Genomic DNA, 22,599 nt, shown 5'->3' with positions numbered 1-22,599 from the left:
GCCAGCGCCAGGCCAGGGGGCCGGCTGGCCGGAGAGAGCCCATGAATCATTCCACCGTGCTGCCGATGGCAGCGCTGTCGGTCGCGCTCGGCCTGCTGTTGGCCAGTGGCCATGCCGACGCCCAGTCCACGTCCTCGCTTCCTGCGCCGCTGAGCCAGGCCGAGCTGTCACGCCTGGTGCAGCAACAGGCGCTGCAGATCCAGCAACTGGAAGCCCGCCTCCGCGCCGTGGAGGGCGGGCAGGGCACCGCGGCCGCACCGCCCGCGCAATCCGTGCCTGCGCTGGAGACGCGGGTGGCCGCACTGGAATCCGGACAGTCCAAGCTGCCCAAGGTTTCCTGGGCCAAGGGCGCACCGGAGTTCAGCAGCGCCGACGGCAATACCGTTTTCCGTCCCCGCGGCCGCTTGTTCGTCGACGCCTCCAGCACTGACGGATCCGCAGTCAGCGACCGCAACGTTTCGGGTACCGAGATCCGTTCGGTGCGACTGGGTGCCGAGGGGCGCTACGGCACTCTGGGCTGGGTGGTGGAGGGCGACTTCGCCGACAACGCGGTGGCCTGGAAGTCGGTCTACGCCACGCTGGACCACACGCTGTTCGGCCTGCCGGCCGATCTCACGATGGGCAACCGCTTGAACGATCGCGGTATCGATGGCTCCAGCAGCACCTCCAACACGCCGTTCCAGGAGCGCAACGTGGTCGGCACGTTGATGCTGCCGCAGCGAGGCCTGTTTGGTGTCGGCTTGACCGAGCGCGTGTATGGAAAAGGATGGCATGCCAGCCTGGCGGTGGCCGGCAACGATCTCAACAACGCCGGTACCGACAACGACAGCCAGACCTGGGCCACGCGCGTCCATTGGAATCCTGTGGACACCGCTGCTGCCACGCTGCATCTGGGGGCATGGGCCTTCCACGAGAAGATTCCTGCAGGAGCCAGCGGCGTGGTGCGCAGTTCGGCCATCGCCGGGCACTTCAACGATCTGGTCAAGATCACGCCGGGCACGCTGCTGGGCGCCGAGCGCAGCACCGCCTACGGTGCGGAACTGGCCGGCTTCTTCGGCCCGGCGTGGGCAACGGGCGAGTGGGGTACGCGAAGCCTGCGCGGGGCCGATGCCAGCGGTCGCTACGATCGCGACCACGAGGCGTGGGCGATCTCGGCCGGCTGGTTCCTGGCGGGCGCGCTGCCCTCCTATTCGGGCAAGGCCGGCACCTGGGGCAAGGTGAAGGTAGCCGATCCGGTGACGCGCGGCGGCAGCGGCGCGTGGGAGCTGAAGGGCCGTTACGAGGACGTGGACTATGCCGAGCTGCCCAGTGGCGGTACCGGCCACGCGTGGACACTGGGCGCAAACTGGTACCTCAACGATTTCAGCCGGGTGATGTTCGAAGCCGTGCGTTGGCAGACCCACCACCGCAGCGGCAGTGCGGCGGGCAGGGATGAAGGCACCACCTTCAATACCCGCCTGCAACTGGTCTTCTAGGGCCGGGGCGCCGCCTGCATTCTGGTCACAGCAGCAACAATGCTGCGATGAGTGCAGGCGGCATCACCAGCGCGCCCACGCGCAGGAAGTCGAGCGCGCTGACATGCTCGCCCTCGCGGCGCAGCGCCACCAACCACAGCATCGTGGCCAACGAGCCGGTCACCGACAGGTTCGGCCCAAGGTCCACGCCCACCAGCAGCGCGGCGCGGGTCTGTGCCGGCAGGTCGGCCATCTGGCCCAGCGAGCCTGCGGCCAAGCCGACCGGCAGATTATTGGCCACGTTGCTCAGCAGTGCGGCCACACCACCGGCCAGCCAGCTGGCCTGGTGCGGTGACATATTCGCCAGCGCCTGCAGCGCGCTGGCCGCACTCTGGATGACACCGGTCTGCGCCACCGCTTCCACCAGCACGAACAGTCCGGCCACCAGAGGTAGCACGCCCCAGGAGACATGTCGCAGCAGCGGCAGCGGGCTGCGGCGCTGGCGTACCACCACCACCGCCACGCTCAGCGCGCCGGCGCAGAACGTGGCCAGACCCAGCGGTCCGTTCAGTGCGGACGTCACCAGCAGCACGCTGCCGGTGAACAGCACGCCCAGTGCGCTCAGCCGTCCGCCGTCCGTCAGCGGGCGATGCTCCGGCGCGGCTACCAGCGGTTGCGCGATCTCGCGCCGATGGACCCAGCGCAGCACCAGATACGTGGCACCGATCGCCGCCGCGGAGGGCAATGCGAACTGCACCAGCCACTGCAGCAGCGGCGGCATGTGCTGTCCGTAGACCACCAGGTTGGCCGGGTTGGAGATGGGCAGCACGAAACTGGCCGCATTGGCGATGAACGCACAGACGAACAGGTAGGGCAGGGGATTGGCGCGGGCCGCCTTGCAGGCCGCGTAGACCGCCGGCGTCAGCACCACGGCCGTGGCATCGTTGGACAGGAACACCGTCACCAGCGTGCCGACCAGGAAAACCAGGTCGAACAGGCGTCGCCCCGACCCGCCCGCATGGCGGACCGCATACAGCGCCAGCCAGTCGAACAGCCCTTCGCGGCGGGCGAGCTCGGCCAGCACCATCATGCCGACCAGGAACAGGTAGACGTCACGCCCTTCGGCGACTGCGTGCCAGGTAGTGCCGAACGACACGATGCCGCTGAGCGGAAGCAACGCGGCCGCACCGAGCGCCCACACATACTCCGGGATGCGGAAGGGACGGAACAGCAGGCCGACAGTGGCAACGGCCACCGCCATCCAGATGATGAGCGAAGAATGGGAAGCGAGCATGGAGTAGGGGCGTGCGCGGTGCCGTCCATCGACCCTGCCGCCGGTTCTCCGGTGCATTTGATCGGCGTGCAGGCGCCCGCTGCGATCAGTGCAAGTGCCGGGGTTGCGGCATCATACCGTGCCGGCCGCCCAGCGAATGCCCTGGCGCGGTGCGTTCCGTGACGGCCGCGCCAAGGCATTCAACACCGCGCCTACTGCGTCGCACACTCCACCTTGCGGTCGAACTCGGTGCCCAGTACGACCGAGGTGATCGCAAGCGTTGTGCCCTTTCCGGCGCGCAGCGCAAACGGCACGTTCAAGCGGCTCATGTCTGCCCCGGCCTTGGCCAGGCACTTGAGGGGAACGCCCAGCCTGACCCACTCATTGCGCGGCGCCGCCGACAGCGCAGGGCCCAGCGCAACCTCGCCAGCACACGTCGCCCCGCAGGCGGTACCGAGTGTCACTGCGGATTCCGCCGGGAGCTGTTCGACACGCACGGTCGCTACCACGGAGAGCTCGCCGTTGGTCTCGCGCGTGAAATCCAGCGGAGTATTGGCCTGCAACGCCACCGTGGCCGGCGCCCGGAAACTGAACTGACGCGCGCCCTCCTGCACATCGGTATTGATCGCGACCATCGCCAGTGACTGGTCGGCAGTCGTTGCATTGGGATGCACGACATCGGTCGATTCGCCATTGGCGGCAGTCAGGCGAAGCATCAGGCCGGTGCCGGCCACACCACGATCGAACAGGGTACCGCTGCCCGTGGCGTCCGGATCAATGCCCGCGTCCTCGGAAAGAGCAGGCAGGTTTCCCTTGTCGGCATAGGTCAGGCCGTATCCGAAGGCGAACTGCGGGTCGTAGTCCTTCTGCCCCACGTTGTTCTTGTACTGGTTGGCGCGGCGTGGCCAGGAGTAGCTCAGCTTTCCGCGGAAGTCGTGTTGCACGCGCCCATCGACCCCACGCAGCAGCACATCGGCCACGCCTCCACCTTCCGATCCCGGCAGCCACGCAGCCACGAAGGCATCGGCGGCGTTGATTTCGCGGTTGAGCCACAGCGGGCGCCCGCTCAGGAAGACCGCAACAACCGGAATGCCGTCGGCCTTCAGGCGCTGCATCAGTTCCAGGTCGCCGGACTTGCCGTTCTTGAACATCAGGTTCGGCAGGTCGCCCTGGAACTCGGCGTACGGCTCTTCGCCGAACACCACGATGGCCACATCGGGTCGGCTGCGGTAACGACCATCGGTCACCAGCTCGGCCTGGCCGCCGCCCGATTTGACTTGGGCTGCGATTCCCTCCCAGATCGTCTCCGCATTCGGGAAGTCCTCGCGGCGCGTGCCATCGCCCTGCCAGCTCAACGTCCAGCCGCCGGCTTGGCGGCCCATGTCGTTGGCACCATCGCCGGCCACCAGCACGCGCTGCTTCGGCGACAGTGGCAGCAACTGGTTCTGGTTCTTCAGCAGCACCAGTGATTCGCGCACGGCCTGCCGCGCGATCTGGCGATGCGCCGGCGCGCCGAGCAGCTCGAACCTTCCGCCCAGTGCGCGCTCGGAGGGCTTGGGCTTGTCGAACAGGCCCATGCGCACCTTCACCCGCAGGATGCGGCGCACCGCGTCGTCCAGCCGTGCAACTGGCAGGCTGCCGTCCTTGACGTGTGCCAGCGTGCTTTCGTACATGCCTTTCCAGCTGTCCGGCGCCATGGCCATGTCCAGGCCGGCGACGTAGGTCTTCGCGCAGTCGGTGTTGCTGCAGCCCTTGATCTGTCCGTGGCCGTTCCAGTCACCGACGACGAAGCCGCCGAAGCCCATCCGGTCCTTCAGCACATCGGTCAGCAACGGCCTGTGCCCGTGCATCTTCTCGCCATGGAAGCTGTTGAACGACGCCATCACCGACTGCGCCCCCGCATTGATCGCCGGCAGGTATCCGGCCGCGTGGATGTCGCGCAATGCCGCCTCGCTGACGGTGGTGTTGCCCTGGTCCTTGCCGTTTTCGGTTCCGCCATCACCAAGGAAATGCTTGACCGTTGTCATCACATGGTGGTCGTCAAGGAAATCGGCTGCGCCCGCCTTGCCCTGCAGGCCTTCGACGAACGGCCCTGCATAGCTGGCCACCAGCGCAGGGTCTTCCGAGTAGCCTTCATAGGTGCGGCCCCAGCGGTCATCCTGCGGAACCGCCACGGTTGGCGCGAATGTCCATTCCATGCCGGTCACACGGGTTTCGGCTGCGGTGATCCTTGCGATCTCGCGCAGCAGTTCCGGGTTGCGCGCCGCGCCCAGGCCGATGTTGTGCGGGAAGAGGGTGGCGCCCACCACATTGCTTTGGCCATGCATCGCGTCGATGCCCCAAATGATCGGGATGGCCTTGCCGCCATTGCGCGTGTCCATCGAGGCTTCCCAGAACGCGTCAGCCAGCGCCAGCCACTCAGCGGGCCTGGCGTTGTAGCGGCCACCCGGATCAGATGCGCCACCAGCAAGGATTGAGCCCAGTCGATATTTGCGCACGTCATCAGGCGTGACGCTGGCGATATCGCCCTGCACGATCTGGCCGACCTTCTCCTCCAGCGTCATCGACGCGATCAGGGCGTCGATGCGTCGCTCCATGGCCGGATCATTGGCCAGCGGCCAGGCCGCCTTCGGCCAGTTTGCAGCTGTGATCGTGCCTGCTTCGTGCTGCGGGGCCGGGGCCGCGCCGATAGCGGGTCCCAGCGCCAAGGCGAGGGCGGCGGTCAGCATCAGCTGGTGTGGACGGAAACCGGGGTTGCGCTTCGCACGATCGGAATGACGGAAGTTCATGGGAACGATCATCTCGGATGGGTGGCTTGAAGAGGCGTGCAGACCAGAAAGCAACCTGACAGCGTTGTCAGTCGAATTCGAGCATACCCAGCCCTTGGGACGATTGCTTGCTGCACAGCGGCATCGGATTTGAGGATAAAGTTGCATCTGCATCCACATCCCGTGGTGCAGGGTTCCGGTACTGATGGTGAGGCTATGACGGGCAGAGGGCGGGGGATGCCGGGACCTGAACAGGTACTTGCAGGCAGGCCGGGGCGCGTGCGCATCGAGGATGTTGCGGCTACGGCCGGGGTCTCCATGAAGACCGTATCGCGGGTGCTCAACAACGAGCCGAACGTCTCCAAGAGCACGCGTGCCCGGGTTGATGCGGCGGTGGAGAAGCTGCGCTATCGCCCCTTGCCCTCGGCGCGGGTGCTCGCCGGCCGGCGTTCCTACCTGATCGCGATGCTGTTCGATAATCCGTCCTCGAACTATCTGATGGAGATCGAGATGGGGGTGCTCGATGCCTGCATGGAACAGCACTACAACCTTATGCTGGCGCCGCTGATCTACGACGCAGCCGATATCGTGGAGAAGGTCGAGTCGTTGATCATGCAGTCGCAGCTCGACGGCGTGGTGCTGACGCCACCGCTGACCGACGACAGCGCCCTGCTGGAGCGCCTGGTCGACCTGGGCATCCCGTATTCCAGCATTTCGGCAAAGGAACAGAACCGGAACGTGGGCGTGGTGGTGGATGAAATCGGCGCGGTGGTTGCGTTGATCGCACACCTGGCCTCGCTCGGCCATACCCGCATCGCCCATATCAAGGGGCACGCCGCGCACGGGGCAAGCATGTGGCGCCTGGCGGGCTACCGTGAAGGCCTGCGCAGGGCGGGGTTGCGCTACGACCCCAGCCTGGTGCTGGAGGGCGAGTTTTCATACGAATCAGGCTACAACGGTGCCAACGCGCTGCTTGATCGGCCTGATCGGCCGACCGCCATCTTCGCCGCCAACGACGACATGGCGGCGGGGGTCATCTGCGCGGTCTTCGAGCACGGTCTTTCGGTGCCGGGTGATATCTCGGTCTGCGGTTTCGATGACACCCCGATTGCCCGCCAGATCTACCCGGCGTTGACCACCGTCTGCCAGCCCACCCGTGAGATGGGCCGGCGCGCGGCCATGGAGCTGATCAAGGAGGTGCGCGAGCTCGGTAGCGGTGGTGTGGTCGATATTGACTACGCCCTGCAGGTCCGGCGATCCACGGGACCGGTCCGTCACGATTGAACGCAAGCCAACGACCTGCCGGCGCGATCAGCAGGCCGCGCTGGCAGGGCGGGGGCGCGGCTCAGTGGCCCCCTTCGGTCGCCAATCGCTCCAGGTCAACGCCCTGGCGACGAAGCGTACGGCCGGCTGCCCAGGCGTAGAAAGCGAGATAGCAGAAACACAGCACGCCGATGATGAAGCTGTAATGCACGCCGACCTTGTCGGCCAGTGCACCCTGCGCCCAACTGACGATGCCGCCTCCCATGATCATCATGATCAGCAGGCTGCTTGCCTGGTTGGTGTGGCGGCCCAGGCCGCTGATGGCCAGGGTAAAGATGCACGGCCACATCGTGCTGCAGAACAGCCCGACACTGATGAAGGCGATAACACTGGTCATGCCGGTGGTGAACATGCCGATCAACTGCGCCGCAATGCCACACACGGCGAAGTACAGCAGCATCCGCGACGGATTGCCCTTGCTGGCCAAGGTTGCAATGATCATCAGAGCGATCACCGGTGCGTAGTGCAGGAACTGTGCGGAGTCGTGGCCTGATACCGCGTTCACAGCAAGGTAGATGGCGAACGCGACGAACGGAAGCACCAGCATCAACAGCTTCCGGGTGCCTGCGCGCACATCGAACGCGCCTGCGGCGCCGCCCCAGCGACCGATCATCAGGCTGGCCCAGTACAGCGACACGAACGGGGCGATCACCGAAGTTTCCAGGCCCAGTCCACCCTTGCTCAACGGCTGTTCAAGGTAGGCAGGAAGATTGTCGATGGTCGATACCTCCACGCCAACGTAGAGGAAGATCGCGATCATGCCCATGACCAGCTGCGGGTAAGCGAGCGCAGATCCGGGGCTTCCTTCCTGATCAGCTTCAGCCACACCTGCCGGGATGGCCGCATGCGGCTGGACATGATTGGGTACGGACGAAAACCAGAGCAGCACGGCCACCAGCACGAAGGCGGCGCCCAGCACCAGATAGGGAATCTTCACGCTCTCGATGCTGGCTTCGGTATTGCCCGCAGACACACTGCCGAAAATGGCGATGCTGACCAGCAGCGGGCCTACCGTTGCGCCCAGATTGTTGACGCCGCCGGCCATGGTCAGGCGCTGCGATCCGGTAGCCGGGTCACCCATGATCACTGCCAGCGTATTGGCCGCGATCTGCTGGAGCGAGAAACCCAGGCCCACGATGAACAGTCCGGACAGCATCAATGCGAACGAGCCGGTATTGGCTGCAGGATAGAAGAGCAGGGCGCCCAGTGCCGAGACCAGCAGGCCGATGCAGATGCCGTTGCGATAGCCCACCCGATGCAGCAGGTCGTTGCCGATGGCACGGGAAACGGCGATGTAGATCAGCGAACCGGCGGTGTAGGCAACGTAGAAGGCCATCGCCACGTACATGCTCTGCGCCTGGCTGAGATGGAACGCCTTCTTGAACACCGGAATGAGGATGCCGTTGCTTGCGGCAACGAAGCCCCAGAAGAAGAATACGGTGATGAGTACACCAAACTGCGACCAGCGGGTTGTGTGTTTCATGATTCTCATGTCATGTCGGACAGGGCGACGCTCTGCGCGTTGACGCACTGGGCGGGAACAGGTGATCGCGCGTGGAGGGCCGGCGAAACCGGCCCTCCTTCATGGCGGCGTTGCTCAGAACTGGTAACGCAGACGCAGGCCGTAGCTGCGCGGGTCGTTGAGGAAGCGAACGTTGATGCCCGATCCAACCAGCGCCTTCTGCGAGACATCGTTGCCGAGCAGGTTGTTGCCCCATGCTTCGACCCGCCAGTTGCCGCTCAGTGACGTAAAGCCGATGCCGGCGTTCAACGTGGTCTCGCCGCGCTGACGGTCCGGGAAGCCTGCAGCAGCAGCGCTCTGCGTGCGGTCATGAACCAGTTCGCCACTGACCGGATCCTTGCGGATGAACTCCACGTCCCGGTTGTTGTACTGAGTGAGGAAGAAGGCCGAGCGGTACGAGGCCAGCAGTTGCCAGTCGAACGTGCCAAAGCGCAGTTCAGTCGTATGCTGCAGACGCACGTTGAAGGTGAGCTTCGAGGCCAGCGGCAGTTCATTGCCGGACAGGTCGATCAACGAGGTGGCGCCACCGGCGTCGTAGTTCTGGCTGCGGACGTCGGCCACCGTGCCGCGTTTGATCTCGCTGTCCATCCAGAGTGCGTTGATGTTGACCATGAAGTTGTGCGGGAAGCGCAGGCTGCTCTCCGCCTCCAGGCCATACACCGCCGACTTGCCGACATTGCGGTTGACCAGGGCATAGCCGGTGGCTTCGCCGGTGGTCGGGTTGGTGGCGATCACCGCGAGGTCCTGGAATACCTGGTCGCTGTAGTCGTAATAGAAGCCGCTGACGTTGAAGGTCGAGGTCCGGCCCAGCATCTGGAACGCGTTCTTGCTGCCGATCTCGTAGGCGATGATCGATTCAGGCTTGAACGTCTCCGGAATCTCCTTCGGATCGAACGTATCGTTGAACCCACCCGCCTTGTGACCAGTCGATACCAGGCCGTACAGGAGGCTGTTGTCCGAAACGTCGTACTCGAAGCCAGCGCGCCAGTCGGTGAAACTGAACTTGCTCTTGCCGAACTGCTGGGCGGGAATCGCGCTCACCTGGGCCCAGCTCTGGTAGGGGCAATTGACGGTGTCCCCGCCGATATCGGGACGGTCTACGCAACCAAACGGTCCACCATCGGGTACCGCCCCGATCTGCTGCAGCAGGGTATCGTTACGGCCGTGACGCAGTATGCCCTGCAGCAGGAAGCGGGCCATCTCGGCTTGCGAAGTGATGTTGCTGACATCAAAGTTCGGACGGCTCATAAAGGCCGGCTCGAAGCCCGGAGTTCCCAGGCGCGTGGCGAAATCGCCACCCTGGCCGGGCAGGCCCAGCGACCAGTTTCCGCCGATGCCGTAGCGCGACTTCTTCTCTTCGGAGTATCGCAGGCCGCCCTTCAACCGCAGGCGATCGGTGACGTCGAAGGTGCCGTCGGCAAATATCGCCGAAGATTTGCCGTTGACCTTGGGCATGGTGAACTCGGTGCCCGAGTACCAGCGTCCCTTGTCGACCAGCGAGAGATAGCCGACCCGCTGGTCCTCATTGAAATGGAACAGGCCGGTGGTCCAGCGCAGCCGCGCGTCCTGGTCCGAGGTGAAGCGGAGCTCGTGCACCTGCGACTCCGACTCGGTCAGCCAGTACTGGGTGGAGTAGTTGTCGTAGTCGATGCCGCCGGGGTTGCTCGGCGAGACTGTATCGATGTTGCGGTCCGGCCAGAGGATGCCTTCGCTCTGCGCATTGGTCTGGCGGTAGTCCACGTTGCGGTAGCTGCCGTTGTATTCCACCGCCACCTTGCCGAAGTCGTAGGAAATGCTGGTCTGTGCGCCCCAGTTGGTGCTGTCCAGCTTGCCCTGCGCGCCGCGGTAGATGATCTTGCGCAGATCTACATCGTCCGGCATGTGGCCGGCTCTGGCGGCAGTGTAGACGTTGGCGCCGGGATAGCCGGTACCGCCTTCCTTGCCGATGTCGGCCATGGCAAAGACCGACAGCTTCTCATCGGGCTGGTAGAGGAACGACAGGCGCGCGCCACGGTCGTCCTGGACGCCGGCCGGATCCAGATCCTGCGCGCGGCCCGCATTCTTGAAGGGCGAATCCTTCTCCACCTTGTAGCCGGCCACACGGAACGCAGCGCCGCCGCCGATCGGCAGGTTCAGGGCGAACTCGCCGCCGCGGTGGTCACGATTGCCAACCTCAGCCTGTACGTACCCACCAAACGCTTCCAGATCGGGGCGCTTGGTGATGATATTGAGCGTGCCGGCCAGCGCATTGCGACCGCGCAGCGTGCCCTGCGGGCCCTTGTTGATCTCCACGCGTTCGACGTCGTAGAACATGCCCCCCAGGCCGCGGGGACGGGCGATATACGCGCCATTGATGTGCGGCGCAGCGCCCGGATCACCCAGTTCGGTGTTGTTCGAGGAACCTACGCCACGGATGAAGATCTCCAGGTTGCCTTCCTGGTTGGCCATGCTCATGCCGGGCACCAGGGCCTGGATGTTGCGCAGTTCATTGTTGATGCCCAACGCGCGGGTGTCGTCTGCGGAAATCGCCTGCGCGGTACCTGCGTATTTCTGCAGATCCTGCTCGCGGCGCTCAACGGTGACGATGACGGCATCCAGCGTTGACGCCTCCCGCGCCTCGCTGGCGGTTGTCGTGCTGCTGTCCTTCGATGACTGCGCTGCAGCTGGCAGCGCCCACGCGGCGGCGACTACAGCGGCAAATACTGCCTGTGCGAGTGCGTTCTTCCTGATATGGCCGGTCATAGGGTCCCTCTCTCCCCATAGGTGATGTCTGCACGTTCCGACGCCAAGCGCTGGACGTGGGCCCTTGTAAGCGCCGCCTGACAACGCTGTCAATCAGAATGAACGCTGGATGACCGGATTCTTTTCAAATCAGAGAGTTGAGCACTCAGCAGCGCCTTGTGGCCTGCAGCAATTGCTGCGCTGCGAAACGATTCCGGGCGCTGTCGCGCACCGTCGTGCGGCTGCACAATGACCGCATGTCGAAATGATTGGACTGAACGTGGCCGGGCGCCGGGTAACGGCGTTGGGGGGGGCTACCGGAATGAATGCGATGGCGAGAACAGCAGGATCATCGGACTGGGTGCGGTATGCCGCCCAGCCAGGAAGCATCGAGCGGATCGAGGCCTATTTTGGTGGGCACGGGTATGCACCGCATCGGCACGACACCTATGCCATTGGCCTCACGCTGGCCGGTGTGCAGAGCTTCCATTATCGCCGCAGCCAGCGGTACAGCCTGCCGGGTACGGTGATGGTGCTGCATCCCGATGAGCTGCATGACGGGGAGGCAGGCACGGCAGCCGGGTTCCAGTACCGGATGGCATACATCGAACCGTCGCTGATCCAGAAGGTCCTGGGAGGCAGGCCACTTCCCTTCATCGAGGGAGGTCTCTCCGCTGACATGAGGATCCGTGCCGCGCTGGTTCCGCTGCTGCAGGACATGGCGACCCGTATCGACCCACTGGAAGAAGAGGACGGGCTGCATGCGCTGGCGCAGGCGCTCGTCGATGCCGCCGGGCAAAGGCGTATCCGGCACCGGCCCGACTTCGTAGCCCTGGAGCGCGCCCGGGCCTGCATCCATGATTCGCTGGAACAGGCCATCACGATCGAGGCGCTGGTAGAAGCCAGTGGCCTGGATCGCTGGGAGCTGAGCCGGGACTTTCGTGCGCTCTATGGCACCAGCCCCTATCGTTATCTCACCCTGCGTCGGCTGGACCTGGTACGCCGGTTGCTGCTGGCGGGTCAGAGCATCAATGCGTCGGCGCTGATGGCTGGCTTCTTCGACCAGAGCCACATGGCGCGTCACTTCACCTCCACCTATGGCGTTCCACCGGCGCGGTGGCTGAGGCGGATGAAGAGTTCGCCGTAGATACCCGACAACAGGTTGCACGATCGTACAAGACGTGGAAGCAAGGCCCGCTGCACCATGCGGCCTTCTGCTTGCATCAGGATCCCAACGTGTCGGAAATCTCCAGGCCACGCCAGCGCAACGCCATCAATCTGGAAGAAAAATTCAGCCACTTCAGCGAACAGTGGGCACCCAAAGTCATTGCCGAAATGAACGACTACCAGTTCAAGGTTGTTCGCCTGCAGGGTGATTTCATCTGGCACAGCCATGCGGAAACCGATGAAGCCTTCCTCGTTGTCGAGGGGGAACTGCGCATCGACTTTCGTGATGGCCATGTCCTGCTGCGGCAGGGGGAGCTTTATGTCGTCGCCAGAGGCGTCGAGCACAAGCCCCATGCCGAGCAGGAGGTGAAGTTGATGCTCATCGAGCCCAGGGGCGTTAGGAATACGGGCGAAGCGGGTGGGGAGCGTACAGCGCCGAATGACCAATGGATCCAGGAATTCTGATTCCTCTGCGAGGGGGCGGCGCACGAGGTCAACTAGATCCTGCCCCCCTGGGCAGGATGGGCTGATCCTTGCTCACCCACTCGCACGCCTCTAAAGGCTCCAATCGATCCGCATGCCTGCAATCAGTGCATTCGGCAGGTCATGCTGGCGTGCGGGTTCATTGAACTGGTCGGGATGCACGATGTAGTGCAGGTTCGGAGCGACCCGAAGCTGCGGGGTGACCTGGATGCCATAGCCCAGCTCCATCATCACCTGGCTGCCATGAGGGGTGCCACTGCCGCCCGCTGCGGCACGGGCAAGGCGCAGGTTCTCCAGCGCGATGCCGCTGTATTTCTGCTGGGTCACCACGAAAGCAATGCTGTCCTGCGGTCGGCTGGCCCACGTGCCTTTCTGCACCAGACCCGCCTGCAGGAAATGATCCTCGATCAACTGGCCGGAGGTGCCCTTGAGCGCGGCGCCGAACAGGGTCAGGCCACGGCCGCTGCCATCACTGGTGAGCTGCTGCTCGAAGCGGGCGAACGCGCCGGAGCGACCGTGACGTGTCGCGTACTCCTGGCCACTGAGCCGCGCGGGCATGCCGTTGGCATCGCGGAGCGGATCGCGATAGGTCGAGTTGTCCTGCCAGCCACCGAGCTCGTACTTGGCTTTCAGGCGCGCCGACGCGGGGCTGCGCCAGCCGATCGTGTAGGGCACGATCCAGCCGGTGGCCTGGTTCGTATTCCACTTCAGGCCATGCTGGCCGTCTTCGGCCTGACTGGGATCGACCTGATACGCGCCCACGCGCACGTAGACATCCGGCGTCACCCAGGCCGTGGCATCGGCCATCCAGCTCGATACCGGCCACCAGGTGAAACTGCTGGTGCGGAACACGTAGGTCGGGTTGCCACAGGCCGAGTTGCCCTGGAAGTACTGGCACAGCTCCGAACCAAGGTGGTGGATGTTGGCGACGCTGCGCCCGGCTTCCAGCACCAGTCGGTCGTCCAGCAGTTTCTGCTCAAGGGTCAGGTTGGCCAGGCGCGTACCCTGGCCACCGTAGATTTCCTGCACCGAGGTGCTGTTGCCTGTGCTGCTGTTGGCGAGGTTGGTGCCATGGCGGTTGATGCCGTAGGCCTTTATCGTCGCGCCTCGCCAACCGAACGCAGCGTCCAGGTTTACATCGGCGCCGAACATCAACTGGCCGGCATAGGCCGTGCCGCTGCGCTTGCCGCCGTCGAGCGTGGCGGCCGCTTCGCCCGTGTAGGCAAGCTTGGGGGTGAAGACGTCGCTCGCGTCGGCGGCCGTGGCCAGCGAGGGCAGGGCCGGCAGAATCGCCACCAGCAACAGGCGGCAGGAAGGGGAGGTCATGGGCGGGGCTCCTTTTACAGGGTGGGGGCCGTGACCGGCTTCTTGAGAACGCGCAGCGCGACCGCGGTGACAGCCACGCCGACCACCAGCGCCAGCAGGTAGATGCCAAGGTGGGTGACCGCGTTCGGGATCGGCAGCACGAACACACCGCCGTGCGGAACCTTCAGTTCAACACCCGCTGCCATCGAAATCGCACCGGCCACAGCAGAGCCGAGAATCAGCGGCGGAATGGTGCGCAGCGGATCGCGTGCGGCGTAAGGGATCGCACCTTCGGTGACGAAACTGAGGCCAAGCACGCCTGCGGCACCGGCGGTGCCGCGCTCCTCGGCGGTGAAGCGGTTGCTGAACAGCCACGTTGCCAGCGCAATGCCCAGCGGTGGCGTCATGCCGCCGATCATCGTCGCCGCCATCGGCGTGTAGACCTGGCTGGAAATCAGCGCGGTGGAAAACGCATAGGAGGCCTTGTTGACCGGCCCACCCATATCCACCGCCATCATTCCGCCCAGCAGCAGGCCGAGCAGAATCGCGCTGCTGCCCTGCATTCCGCGCAGCCAGTCGGTCAGCCAGGCCAGCAGTCCAGCCACCGGCGTACCGATCACATACATCATCAACAGGCCGACCAGCAGCGTGCCCAGCACCGGCAGGATCAGCACCGGCTTGAGGCCATCGAGGCTGCGCGGCAGCCGCAGCGCACGATTGATCCAGTGCACGCCGTAGCCGGCGATGAAGCCGGCGACGATGCCACCAATGAAGCCCGCATCCATGTTGACCGCAACCAGTCCACCGATCATGCCAGGCGCGATGCCCGGGCGGTCGGCGATGGAGTAGGCGATGTAACCAGCCAGCGCCGGCACCATCAGCATGAAGCCGGACTTGGCGCCGATCTGGAACAGCGACCAGGCCAACGTGCCCTTGTGTGCATCGTCGAAGGCGTAGATGCCGCCGAGCGCGAACGCCAGCGCAATCAGCAGGCCGCCGGCAGTGACGAACGGCAGCATGAATGACACGCCGGTCATCAGGTGCTTGTAGGGGCCGGTGACCTTGCTCTTCTCGGTGGTACGGCCGGAAACCGCCGTACCCGCGTGCACGCCGGCCTCGGCCAGCGCCTTTCGGATCAGGTTCTGCCCGTCATTGATGGCTGGCTTGGTGCCGCTCTTGAACAAGCGCTTGCCGGCAAAGCGCGACAGATCCACTTCGCGGTCGGCGGCAATCAGCACCAGATCGGCAGCCGCGATTTCCTCGTCGCTCAACGCGTCCTGCGCGCCCACCGAGCCTTGGGTTTCCACCCGGATCGCATGGCCCAACGCCTTGGCCGCCTGCTGCAGGCCTTCGGCCGCCATGAACGTGTGGGCGATGCCGGTCGGGCAGGAGGTGACGGCGACGATGCGCTTGCCGGTGTCTGCCGCGGGTGCGGCCGCCAGCGGTGCCAGCGCAGCACGCGGATCGTCCAGTACTTCGCCGAGGCTCGCGCGCACGATCCGGGCGTTGCCGAAGCGGGAGCTGTCCGCTTCACCGTCACCCACCAGCAGCAACTGTGTCGCGGCAGTGGCATGTCCGGCGGGCAGCGCGCCGGTCACGCCCTGGTCGCTGCGGATTTCGATCATCAGCTCGAGCCCGCGCTGGCGGGCGGCGCGGCGCAGCGCTTCGGCGGCGAGAACCGCTTCGATGCTGCGATCGCCTGCGGCGATGACTACAGTGGAAACTTGCATGGGAACTCCTGGAATGCTTCGGGTTCGTCCTTGCAGGAGGCGCTGTGCGCTGCCCTAAGCCAGCAACAGCGCCTCCTGCAGTCGTCTCAATCCAACCGCTCGATCACTACGTCGCCGCTCCACTGGCGCACCTGCGCCGGATCCAGCCGTCGCGCGTCACCGCTTTCCAGGCGGCTCATCGAGAACGCCGTGGCCAGTCGTGCGCAGCCAGCCAGATCGAAGGAGGGCTCCAGCAATGCGGCAGCGATGCCGGCGACCATGGCGTCGCCTGCACCGACCGTACTGCCCTGCGCCAAATGCGCTGGTCGCGCGACCAGCACGCCGCTGCGATCAATGAACAGCGCGCCGTCGATGCCCATCGAGATCGCTACGAGCGCGACCCCGCTTTCGACCAGGGCCACGCCCGCCGCCTGCAGGGCGTTTCGATCCGGCAGCGGCGTGCCGGTCCAGGCCTCCAGTTCATGGCGATTGGGCTTGACCGCGTAGGGCAGTGCACTCTGTGCGCCGCTCAAGGCAGCGGCAAGCGCGTCGCCGCTGGTGTCCAGCAGTACGCGCGCACCGGCGGCACCGGCCTGAGCCTGCAATCGCGCCCACGCATCGGCCGGCAGCCCGGACGGCAGGCTGCCCGACAGCACTACCGGCAGGTTCGGCTGCAGCAGGGCTGCGAGTCGGCGCGACACCGCGTCCAGATCGGCGCTGGCCAGCGTCAGCCCCGGCAGGTTGATGTCAGTGGTTTCGCCGTTGTCCTCTTCGACCAGCTTGATGTTGGTGCGGGTATGGCCGGGAACGCGCAGGCAGCGATCCACGATGCCCCGCGCCGAGAACAACGCACTGAACACGCCGTCGTTGCCATCGCCGAGCACGCCCAGCGCCGCGGTCGGCACGCCCCAGTCGGCCAGGCACGCGGCCACATTGACGCCCTTGCCGCCTGCATCGTCGCGGCTGCTGCGGGCGCGGTGCACCTGGCCCGGGTGCAAGCGCGCCAGTCGCACGGTCTGGTCGATCGCCGGGTTGAGGGTGATGGTGACGGCGCCGGCGTTCATGCGCGGGCTCCGTCGAGGGCGCGCACCTGCTCGGCGGTCTCGCAGTCCAGCGCGGTGCTGGCAAGCGTTTGCAGATCGGCCAGCGCGTTGCCGCGCAGGCGTGCCTTCACCGCCGGGATGTCATTCGGGGTCATCGATAGTTCGTCCACGCCCAGGCCGGCCAGCAGCATGGCGCCGAAGGGATCGCCGGCCAGACCGCCGCAGACGCCGACCCAGCGTCCATGCTGGCGCGCGCCTTCCACCGTTGCGCGGATCGCGCGCAGCACCGCCGGATGCAGGCTGTCGGCCTCCGCCGCAAGTTCCGGGTTCTGGCGGTCGATGGCCAGTACGTACTGGGTCAGATCGTTGGTGCCGATCGAGAAGAAGTCGGCGTGACGTGCCAGCACATCACTCTGGGCAGCGGCTGCCGGAACCTCGATCATGATGCCGACCGGTACTTCGGGCGCCTCCAGCTCTGCGCGCAAGCGCTCGCAGATGGCGCGCAATGCGATCAACTCCGTTACCGAAGTAATCATCGGGAACATGATGGACAGGCGTGCGCCGTCCTTCGCTGCGCGGTACAGCGCACGCAGCTGTGGTTCCAGAAGGTCCGGACGGCGCAGCAGCAGGCGCGCGCCGCGCACGCCGAGGAACGGGTTCTCCTCATGCGGCAGTTCCAGGTGTGCCACCTGCTTGTCACCGCCGATGTCGAGCGCGCGTACGATCAACGGACGGCCTTCCAGCGCATTGGCCATCGCCATGTAGGTTATGTACTGCTCATCCTCGCTCGGCGTGCTGCCACGCTCGAGAAACAGGAATTCGGTGCGCATCAGGCCGACACCTTCCGCGCCCTGTTCCAGCGCCAATGACACCTGCTCCGGCAGGTTCACGTTGGCGCCGATGTCGATGCGATGGCCATCGGTGGTCTGCGCCGGCTGCGCGCGTTGAGCGGCTTCGCGTGCGCGGATCTTCTGCTGCTCGGCGATCCAGGCGCGTGCCGAAGCAAGATCGGCGTCGGAAGGGGACAGATAGAGCCGCCCGCTGCTGCCGTCGATGATCGCCTCGCGGCCGGCCTGGATCGCCAGCAGTTCGGCGCCACCGGCAACCAGCGCCGGCAGGCCGAGCGTGCGCGAAAGGATGGCGGTGTGCGAGGTCGGCCCGCCCTGCGCGGTGGCCAGGCCAATCACGCGGTTGGTGTCCAGGTTGGCCGTGTCTGATGGCGACAGGTCGGCCGCGAGCAGGATGCACGGGTGCGCGGGCAGGTCGGACAGGCCACCACCGGCGGCAGAAGGATCCAGCAGCGACAGTACGCGGCGGCCAACGTCACGCAGGTCGGCAGCGCGGCCGGCCAGCACCGGGTTGCCCAGCGCCGCCAGGCCCGAGGCGATCTGTTCGATGGCCTGGTGCCAGGACCACGCGACGCCATGGCCTTCGACCATCAGCTGGCAGGTGCGGGTGATCAGGTCGGTGTCGTCCAGCAGGGCCGCGTGGGCCTTGAAGATCGCTGCATCCGAGGCGCCGAGCCGGCGCTGGGTGTCATCCTGCAGCGCGGCCAGCTGCTGGCGGGTACGGGAGAGCGCGTCCTGCAGGCGCGCCCCACCTTCTCCGAGCGGGGTGGGCCGGTCGGCCACTTCGGCCTGCGTGCTGGCCAGTACATGCACCTGGCCGATCGCCAGCCCGGGGCTGGCGCCAATGCCCACGATCGCCACCTGCGCTTCGGGCGGATTCCAGCCCGCGACGGGCGCGGCCTTGCGCTGCGCCGCGCGCTCGGCATCGGCCTTTTCCTGGGCCACCAGCCCGTCCATGACCTTGCGCAGTGCGGCCAGCAGTGCGGAGGCATCCACCCCCTCGGCAGACACACTGACCGCGTCGCCATGGCGCAGCCCGAGTTGCAGCAGCGCGACCAGACTCTTGGCATCGGCCGCCTGATCGCCCGCGCGGACCTGGGCACGGGCCGCGAAGCTACGCGCTGTCTCTGCCCAGCGCGTGGCCGGGCGCGCGTGCAGGCCACTGGGGTAGGCAATGGTCCAGTCGAAGCGCTCGGCCAGATCCGTTGCCGGAATCTGGGCGGTGGTGATCGCACTGCCGCCGGTCAGCGCGTTGACGATCTCGCTCGCGTCGGTGGTCGCAAACAGGCGCTGCAGCGTGGCGTCATCCTGGATCAGCCGGGTCAACCGGCGCAGCAGCGTGATGTGGGTATCGGACTGGGCAGCGATACCGACCACCAGCCGCGTCACCTGGCCCGGATTCCATTCCACGCCTTCCGGCAACTGCAGCACAGCGATGCCATCGCGAAGCACCAGATGGCGGTCCTCGCCAAGCCCATGCGGGATCGCCACGCCGTGGCCGAGGAAGGTGTTGGCCAGTTCTTCGCGACGCCCCATGCTGGCCTGGTAATCCGGCGACACGCAGCCGGCGGCGACCAGCATCTGTGCGGCCTGGGCGATGGCATCCGCCTTGTCGCGGGCCTGTGCGCCGAGGCGGACCAGTTCGCGGCTGACGGGGGCGGGGGAGGGCAGGGGCGACAAGGCGGGCTCCAGGAAAGGTGTGCTGCGGCATATTGGGAACGTTCCCACCGCCTATTTCAATGTGCACTGCACAAAAAGCCAATAGTGCTTTGGCGTTAGCATTGTCCTGAACAGCCGTCTGGCCACGGACAGCACCACTTTCCGGGAACGTTTCCAATGAGCATCAGCATCAATGACGTCGCGCGCGTGGCGGGGGTGTCCAAATCCACGGTTTCGCGGGTGCTCGGGGGCGGCCCGGTCAGCGAGGTGGTGCGTGGCCGGGTCGAGGCGGCGATCCGCCAGACCGGCTATCGGCCGAACCTGCAGGCAAGACGGCTGCGCTCCCGGCACACCGGCATCATTGGATTGATCGTGGCGGACATCCGCAACCCGTTCTTCACGGCGCTGATCCGCGCCGTGGAGGAGGTCGCGTATCGGGAAGGTCTTCGGGTCACCCTCTGCAACACCGACGAGGACCCCGAGCGCGAGGCGCTGTATCTGCAATTGATGCACGAGGAGCGCATCAGTGGACTGATCTTCGCACCCACCCGGACCACGGTGGGTCGCCTCGAACGGCTCACGCTGGACTATCCCACGGTGCTGGTGGACCGCGCCGCACCCGGCGGGTCGATCGACAGCGTGGTGCTCGACAATCCAGCGGCGATGGCGGGCCTGGTCGAACACCTGGTCGAGCGCGGCTATCGCCGCATCGGCGGCCTGTTCGGCAGCACCAGCACCACGGCGGCCGAGCGCCGCGACGGCTATCTTGCTGCGATGCGCACGCACGGGCTGGAGCCGGATTACCGCGAGGTCGAGCCCACGGCCGAGGCCGCCATCGCAACGACCGACCAGTGGCTGGCCGGCCCTTCGCGTCCCGATGCGCTGGTCACCAGCAACAGCCTGTTGCTCATGGGTGCATTGAAAGCGGCCCGCAGCGCGGGGCTTTCGATTCCAGGAGAGCTGGCGCTGGCAGGCTTCGACAACGAACGCTGGACCGAGCTGGTCGAACCCGGCATTACCGTGGTTGAACAGCCCGTTGAAGACATGGGGCGGGCTGCGATGTCGCTGTTGCTGGAACGCCTGCGCGCACCAGAGCTGCCGGTACGCAGACTGGTGATGACGGGGCGGTGTGTGGTGAGGGGATCAACCGCCTTGCGATGAACCGTCAGTCGCTGGGCGTCACGGCCGCCCTGGTCTACGACCAGGCCCAGCGCATCCAAGACGAACAAATATCCGTGCCGCTACCGGGCGCGGTCAGCGTCCTCTTGACGATCCTAATCATATTAGGCATACTCCTATTATGAGTAGGATTGTGACATGCGTGCAGGTCTGACGGTCGAACGCCTCGTCGAGGCGGGCGCGTGCGTGGCGGATGAAGCAGGCTTCGACGCGGTCACACCGACCGCGTTGGCAAGGTTGTTCGATGTGAAGGTGGCCAGCCTCTACTCCCATGTCGCCAATGCGAATGATCTGAAAGCGAGGGTTGCCCTCTTCGCGCTGGATCGACTTGCGGATCATATTGCGGAAGCCATCGCGGGCAGATCGGGCAAAGAGGCTTTGGTCGCGCTTGCGAATGTTCATCGTGACTTCGCAAGGCAGCACCCCGGCCTGTTTGCGGCCACCCGCTACCCGCTTGAAGCCGCGACGGCTGCGCGCAGCGCGGGTGCGAGAATCGCCGTGCTAACGCGATCTGCCTTGCAGGGATACCGCCTGGACGACACTACCGAGGTGCACGCCATCCGCTTGCTGGCCAGCGTCATGTTGGGCTTCTCGTTGCTCGAGCTGACGGGAAACTTCGATCATAGCCAGCCACCGCCCGACCTGTCGTGGCGGGTGTCGATCGAAGCCCTCCACGCCATGCTGTGCCGGCTCTCCGATGACGCAGCTAAAACTAAATCAATAGGAACTTGAGATGTCAGATTCTCAGGCTGGTCGGTTCAGGACACCAATCTCAGCCGCTTTGTTGCGTGGCTGGATCGAACTGGAGGAGACGCCATCGGGCATCCTGCCGCACCGGTTGCCGCAATGGGCTCGGACACAGTGCGAAGACAAGCAGCTTGCAATGGTCGAGCAACAGCCGTCGGGTGTGCGCCTATGTTTCAGCACCGAGGCCACGACGATCGAACTCGAAGCCTTGCCAACAAAGCGCCTCTATGTAGGTATGCCGCCGCGTCCCGACGGAATCTACGATTTACTGCTAGACGGAGCCATTGTCGCTCAAGGCAGCATCGCGGAAGGTAACCTGCTGCGCGTGGATCTGGCGAAGTGGGCAGCCGATGCAAAGCTCTCAGGCGAGATGGAGCCGGGCTCGCCCGGTCGACTGCAGTTCGCAGGTTTGCCCGGCGGCGAGAAGGCGATTGAGATATGGCTGCCGCACGACGAAATTACCGAGCTTGTCGCCCTGCGCACTAACGCACCTGTCAGGCCAGCTCCGCCGTCGGGGCATCGGCTCTGGTTGCACCACGGCAGCTCGATCAGCCAAGGCTCCAATTCCGCTCATCCGAGCGGCATCTGGCCAGCCGTCGCCGCATCCCGCGGGCGCGTTGACTTGATGAATCTCGGCCTTGGCGGCAACGCGTTGCTCGACCCTTTCCTCGCTCGCATCATCCGGGACCAGTCCGCCGATCTAATCAGCCTCAAGCTCGGCATCAACATCGTCAATATGGACCTGATGCGGCTGCGTGCATTTGGAACAGCGGTGCACGGCTTTCTCGATACGATCCGCGATGGCCATCCGACGACACCGCTGTTGATCGTTTCGCCGATCTTCTGCCCCATCCATGAGCAGACGCCCGGCCCCGGCGCACCTGACTTCTCGGACGGGCAACTCAAGTTCCGCGCGACGGGAGACGAAAGAGATGTTGCCAAGGGCGCCCTGACGCTCACCGTGATCCGTGATTCCCTTTGTGCAATCGTTGCACAAAGGAGGGAGCGCGATCCCAACATCCATTATCTGGACGGACGACATCTCTACGGGGAGCAAGACCATGAGCTGCAACCTCTGCCCGATCGGCTTCATCCGGATTCCGCTACCCACAGGCTGATCGGCGAGCGATTTGCAGCGACGATTTTTGGTGGTGATTGTCCGTTCGGCTGATTGCGAAATGGCGACGATGCATCAACAGGTAGATCTGCCGCGCTGATTTCAGGTAAAGGTGGCCCGGCAAAGGGACATGGCGATGGGTGGTGGTAGGAGCATAGTCATTGGACGCATTGGCAGGCCAATCTGGTTCGTGTGCGCATGACTGTCATTTTTTGCTGCCGCCTTGTGCAGCTCCAGATCTGAGCGATCAGCGAATGTATGAGCAATACATGCCATTCATC

At 65.2% G+C, this 22,599-nt stretch carries 15 protein-coding genes; 7 read left to right on the top strand and 8 right to left on the bottom strand.

The window, feature by feature from the left end:
• Positions 1-41: 41 nt before the first annotated feature.
• On the top strand, positions 42-1,475 hold the full coding sequence (locus ABR323_RS03385; RefSeq protein WP_439448213.1) for an OprO/OprP family phosphate-selective porin: 1,434 nt from the start codon (positions 42-44) through the stop codon (positions 1,473-1,475).
• Between the two features lie 25 nt (positions 1,476-1,500).
• Here ABR323_RS03385 and ABR323_RS03380 read toward each other — a convergent pair whose 3' ends face one another.
• Both ABR323_RS03380 and ABR323_RS03375 read right to left on the bottom strand, forming a co-directional pair.
• Entirely contained in the window at positions 1,501-2,748 is a 1,248-nt protein-coding gene (locus ABR323_RS03380) for an arsenic transporter (RefSeq protein ID WP_439448212.1), read from the bottom strand.
• A 191-nt stretch (positions 2,749-2,939) separates the two neighbouring features.
• The gene (locus tag ABR323_RS03375) at positions 2,940-5,516 is read right to left on the bottom strand and encodes a glycoside hydrolase family 3 N-terminal domain-containing protein (RefSeq protein WP_439448211.1); all 2,577 of its coding nucleotides are present in this window, start codon (positions 5,514-5,516) and stop codon (positions 2,940-2,942) included.
• A gap of 216 nt (positions 5,517-5,732) precedes the next feature.
• Between ABR323_RS03375 and ABR323_RS03370 the strand changes: the two genes are divergently transcribed.
• Positions 5,733-6,779: a LacI family DNA-binding transcriptional regulator gene (locus ABR323_RS03370; protein WP_439448579.1), complete on the top strand. Its 1,047-nt coding sequence runs from the start codon at positions 5,733-5,735 to the stop codon at positions 6,777-6,779.
• A gap of 61 nt (positions 6,780-6,840) precedes the next feature.
• Here the strand turns inward: ABR323_RS03370 and ABR323_RS03365 are convergent, their stop codons facing one another.
• Complete coding sequence (locus ABR323_RS03365; RefSeq protein ID WP_439448210.1) at positions 6,841-8,349, bottom strand: MFS transporter; 1,509 nt, start codon at positions 8,347-8,349, stop codon at positions 6,841-6,843.
• Between the two features lie 66 nt (positions 8,350-8,415).
• A complete protein-coding gene (locus ABR323_RS03360; protein ID WP_439448209.1) occupies positions 8,416-11,082 on the bottom strand; it encodes a TonB-dependent receptor in 2,667 nt (888 codons plus the stop codon).
• Positions 11,083-11,326: 244 nt separating this feature from the next.
• Between ABR323_RS03360 and ABR323_RS03355 the strand changes: the two genes are divergently transcribed.
• Positions 11,327-12,208, top strand: coding sequence for an AraC family transcriptional regulator (locus ABR323_RS03355; protein WP_439448208.1), 882 nt, complete (start codon positions 11,327-11,329; stop codon positions 12,206-12,208).
• Positions 12,209-12,297: 89 nt separating this feature from the next.
• Positions 12,298-12,693 carry a cupin domain-containing protein gene (locus ABR323_RS03350; protein ID WP_439448207.1) on the top strand — a complete coding sequence of 132 codons (396 nt, stop codon included), beginning with the start codon at positions 12,298-12,300 and terminating at the stop codon, positions 12,691-12,693.
• A 90-nt stretch (positions 12,694-12,783) separates the two neighbouring features.
• Here ABR323_RS03350 and ABR323_RS03345 read toward each other — a convergent pair whose 3' ends face one another.
• The 4 genes from ABR323_RS03345 to ptsP all read right to left on the bottom strand — a co-directional run bounded on the left by ABR323_RS03345 (position 12,784) and on the right by ptsP (position 19,296).
• The gene (locus ABR323_RS03345) at positions 12,784-14,037 is read right to left on the bottom strand and encodes a carbohydrate porin (RefSeq protein WP_439448206.1); all 1,254 of its coding nucleotides are present in this window, start codon (positions 14,035-14,037) and stop codon (positions 12,784-12,786) included.
• 14 nt (positions 14,038-14,051) lie between these two features.
• Positions 14,052-15,746, bottom strand: coding sequence for a PTS fructose transporter subunit IIC (locus ABR323_RS03340; protein ID WP_439448205.1), 1,695 nt, complete (start codon positions 15,744-15,746; stop codon positions 14,052-14,054).
• 86 nt (positions 15,747-15,832) lie between these two features.
• Positions 15,833-16,789, bottom strand: coding sequence for a 1-phosphofructokinase family hexose kinase (locus ABR323_RS03335; RefSeq protein WP_439448204.1), 957 nt, complete (start codon positions 16,787-16,789; stop codon positions 15,833-15,835).
• Positions 16,786-19,296, bottom strand: coding sequence for a phosphoenolpyruvate--protein phosphotransferase (gene ptsP, locus ABR323_RS03330; protein WP_439448203.1), 2,511 nt, complete (start codon positions 19,294-19,296; stop codon positions 16,786-16,788). Before ptsP ends, ABR323_RS03335 begins: the two co-directional genes overlap by 4 nt.
• 156 nt (positions 19,297-19,452) lie before the next feature.
• Here ptsP and ABR323_RS03325 point away from each other — a divergent pair, with 156 nt between their 5' ends.
• The 3 genes from ABR323_RS03325 to ABR323_RS03315 all read left to right on the top strand — a co-directional run bounded on the left by ABR323_RS03325 (position 19,453) and on the right by ABR323_RS03315 (position 22,372).
• Entirely contained in the window at positions 19,453-20,436 is a 984-nt protein-coding gene (locus ABR323_RS03325) for a LacI family DNA-binding transcriptional regulator (RefSeq protein WP_439448202.1), read from the top strand.
• 156 nt (positions 20,437-20,592) lie between these two features.
• Positions 20,593-21,186: a TetR/AcrR family transcriptional regulator gene (locus ABR323_RS03320; RefSeq protein ID WP_439448201.1), complete on the top strand. Its 594-nt coding sequence runs from the start codon at positions 20,593-20,595 to the stop codon at positions 21,184-21,186.
• Position 21,187: 1 nt separating this feature from the next.
• Complete coding sequence (locus ABR323_RS03315) at positions 21,188-22,372, top strand: SGNH/GDSL hydrolase family protein (RefSeq protein WP_439448200.1); 1,185 nt, start codon at positions 21,188-21,190, stop codon at positions 22,370-22,372.
• Positions 22,373-22,599 lie beyond the last annotated feature (227 nt).

Source organism: Stenotrophomonas sp. ATs4, from assembly GCF_051861585.1.
Lineage (GTDB): Bacteria > Pseudomonadota > Gammaproteobacteria > Xanthomonadales > Xanthomonadaceae > Stenotrophomonas > Stenotrophomonas maltophilia_AS.
This window is presented reverse-complemented; position numbering and strand designations above follow the sequence as displayed.

Excerpts from the sequence above, each read along its gene's own strand:
- ABR323_RS03320 (WP_439448201.1), top strand. The coding sequence starts at position 20,593 with ATGCGTGCAGGTCTGACGGTCGAACGCCTCGTCGAGGCGGGCGCGTGC.
- ABR323_RS03340 (WP_439448205.1), bottom strand. The coding sequence starts at position 15,746 with ATGCAAGTTTCCACTGTAGTCATCGCCGCAGGCGATCGCAGCATCGAA.
- ABR323_RS03325 (WP_439448202.1), top strand. The coding sequence starts at position 19,453 with ATGAGCATCAGCATCAATGACGTCGCGCGCGTGGCGGGGGTGTCCAAA.
- ABR323_RS03375 (WP_439448211.1), bottom strand. The coding sequence starts at position 5,516 with ATGAACTTCCGTCATTCCGATCGTGCGAAGCGCAACCCCGGTTTCCGT.
- ABR323_RS03380 (WP_439448212.1), bottom strand. The coding sequence starts at position 2,748 with ATGCTCGCTTCCCATTCTTCGCTCATCATCTGGATGGCGGTGGCCGTT.
- ABR323_RS03355 (WP_439448208.1), top strand. The coding sequence starts at position 11,327 with ATGATTGGACTGAACGTGGCCGGGCGCCGGGTAACGGCGTTGGGGGGG.
- ABR323_RS03335 (WP_439448204.1), bottom strand. The coding sequence starts at position 16,789 with ATGAACGCCGGCGCCGTCACCATCACCCTCAACCCGGCGATCGACCAG.
- ABR323_RS03345 (WP_439448206.1), bottom strand. The coding sequence starts at position 14,037 with ATGACCTCCCCTTCCTGCCGCCTGTTGCTGGTGGCGATTCTGCCGGCC.
- ABR323_RS03385 (WP_439448213.1), top strand. The coding sequence starts at position 42 with ATGAATCATTCCACCGTGCTGCCGATGGCAGCGCTGTCGGTCGCGCTC.
- ABR323_RS03370 (WP_439448579.1), top strand. The coding sequence starts at position 5,733 with ATGCCGGGACCTGAACAGGTACTTGCAGGCAGGCCGGGGCGCGTGCGC.
- ABR323_RS03360 (WP_439448209.1), bottom strand. The coding sequence starts at position 11,082 with ATGACCGGCCATATCAGGAAGAACGCACTCGCACAGGCAGTATTTGCC.
- ABR323_RS03315 (WP_439448200.1), top strand. The coding sequence starts at position 21,188 with ATGTCAGATTCTCAGGCTGGTCGGTTCAGGACACCAATCTCAGCCGCT.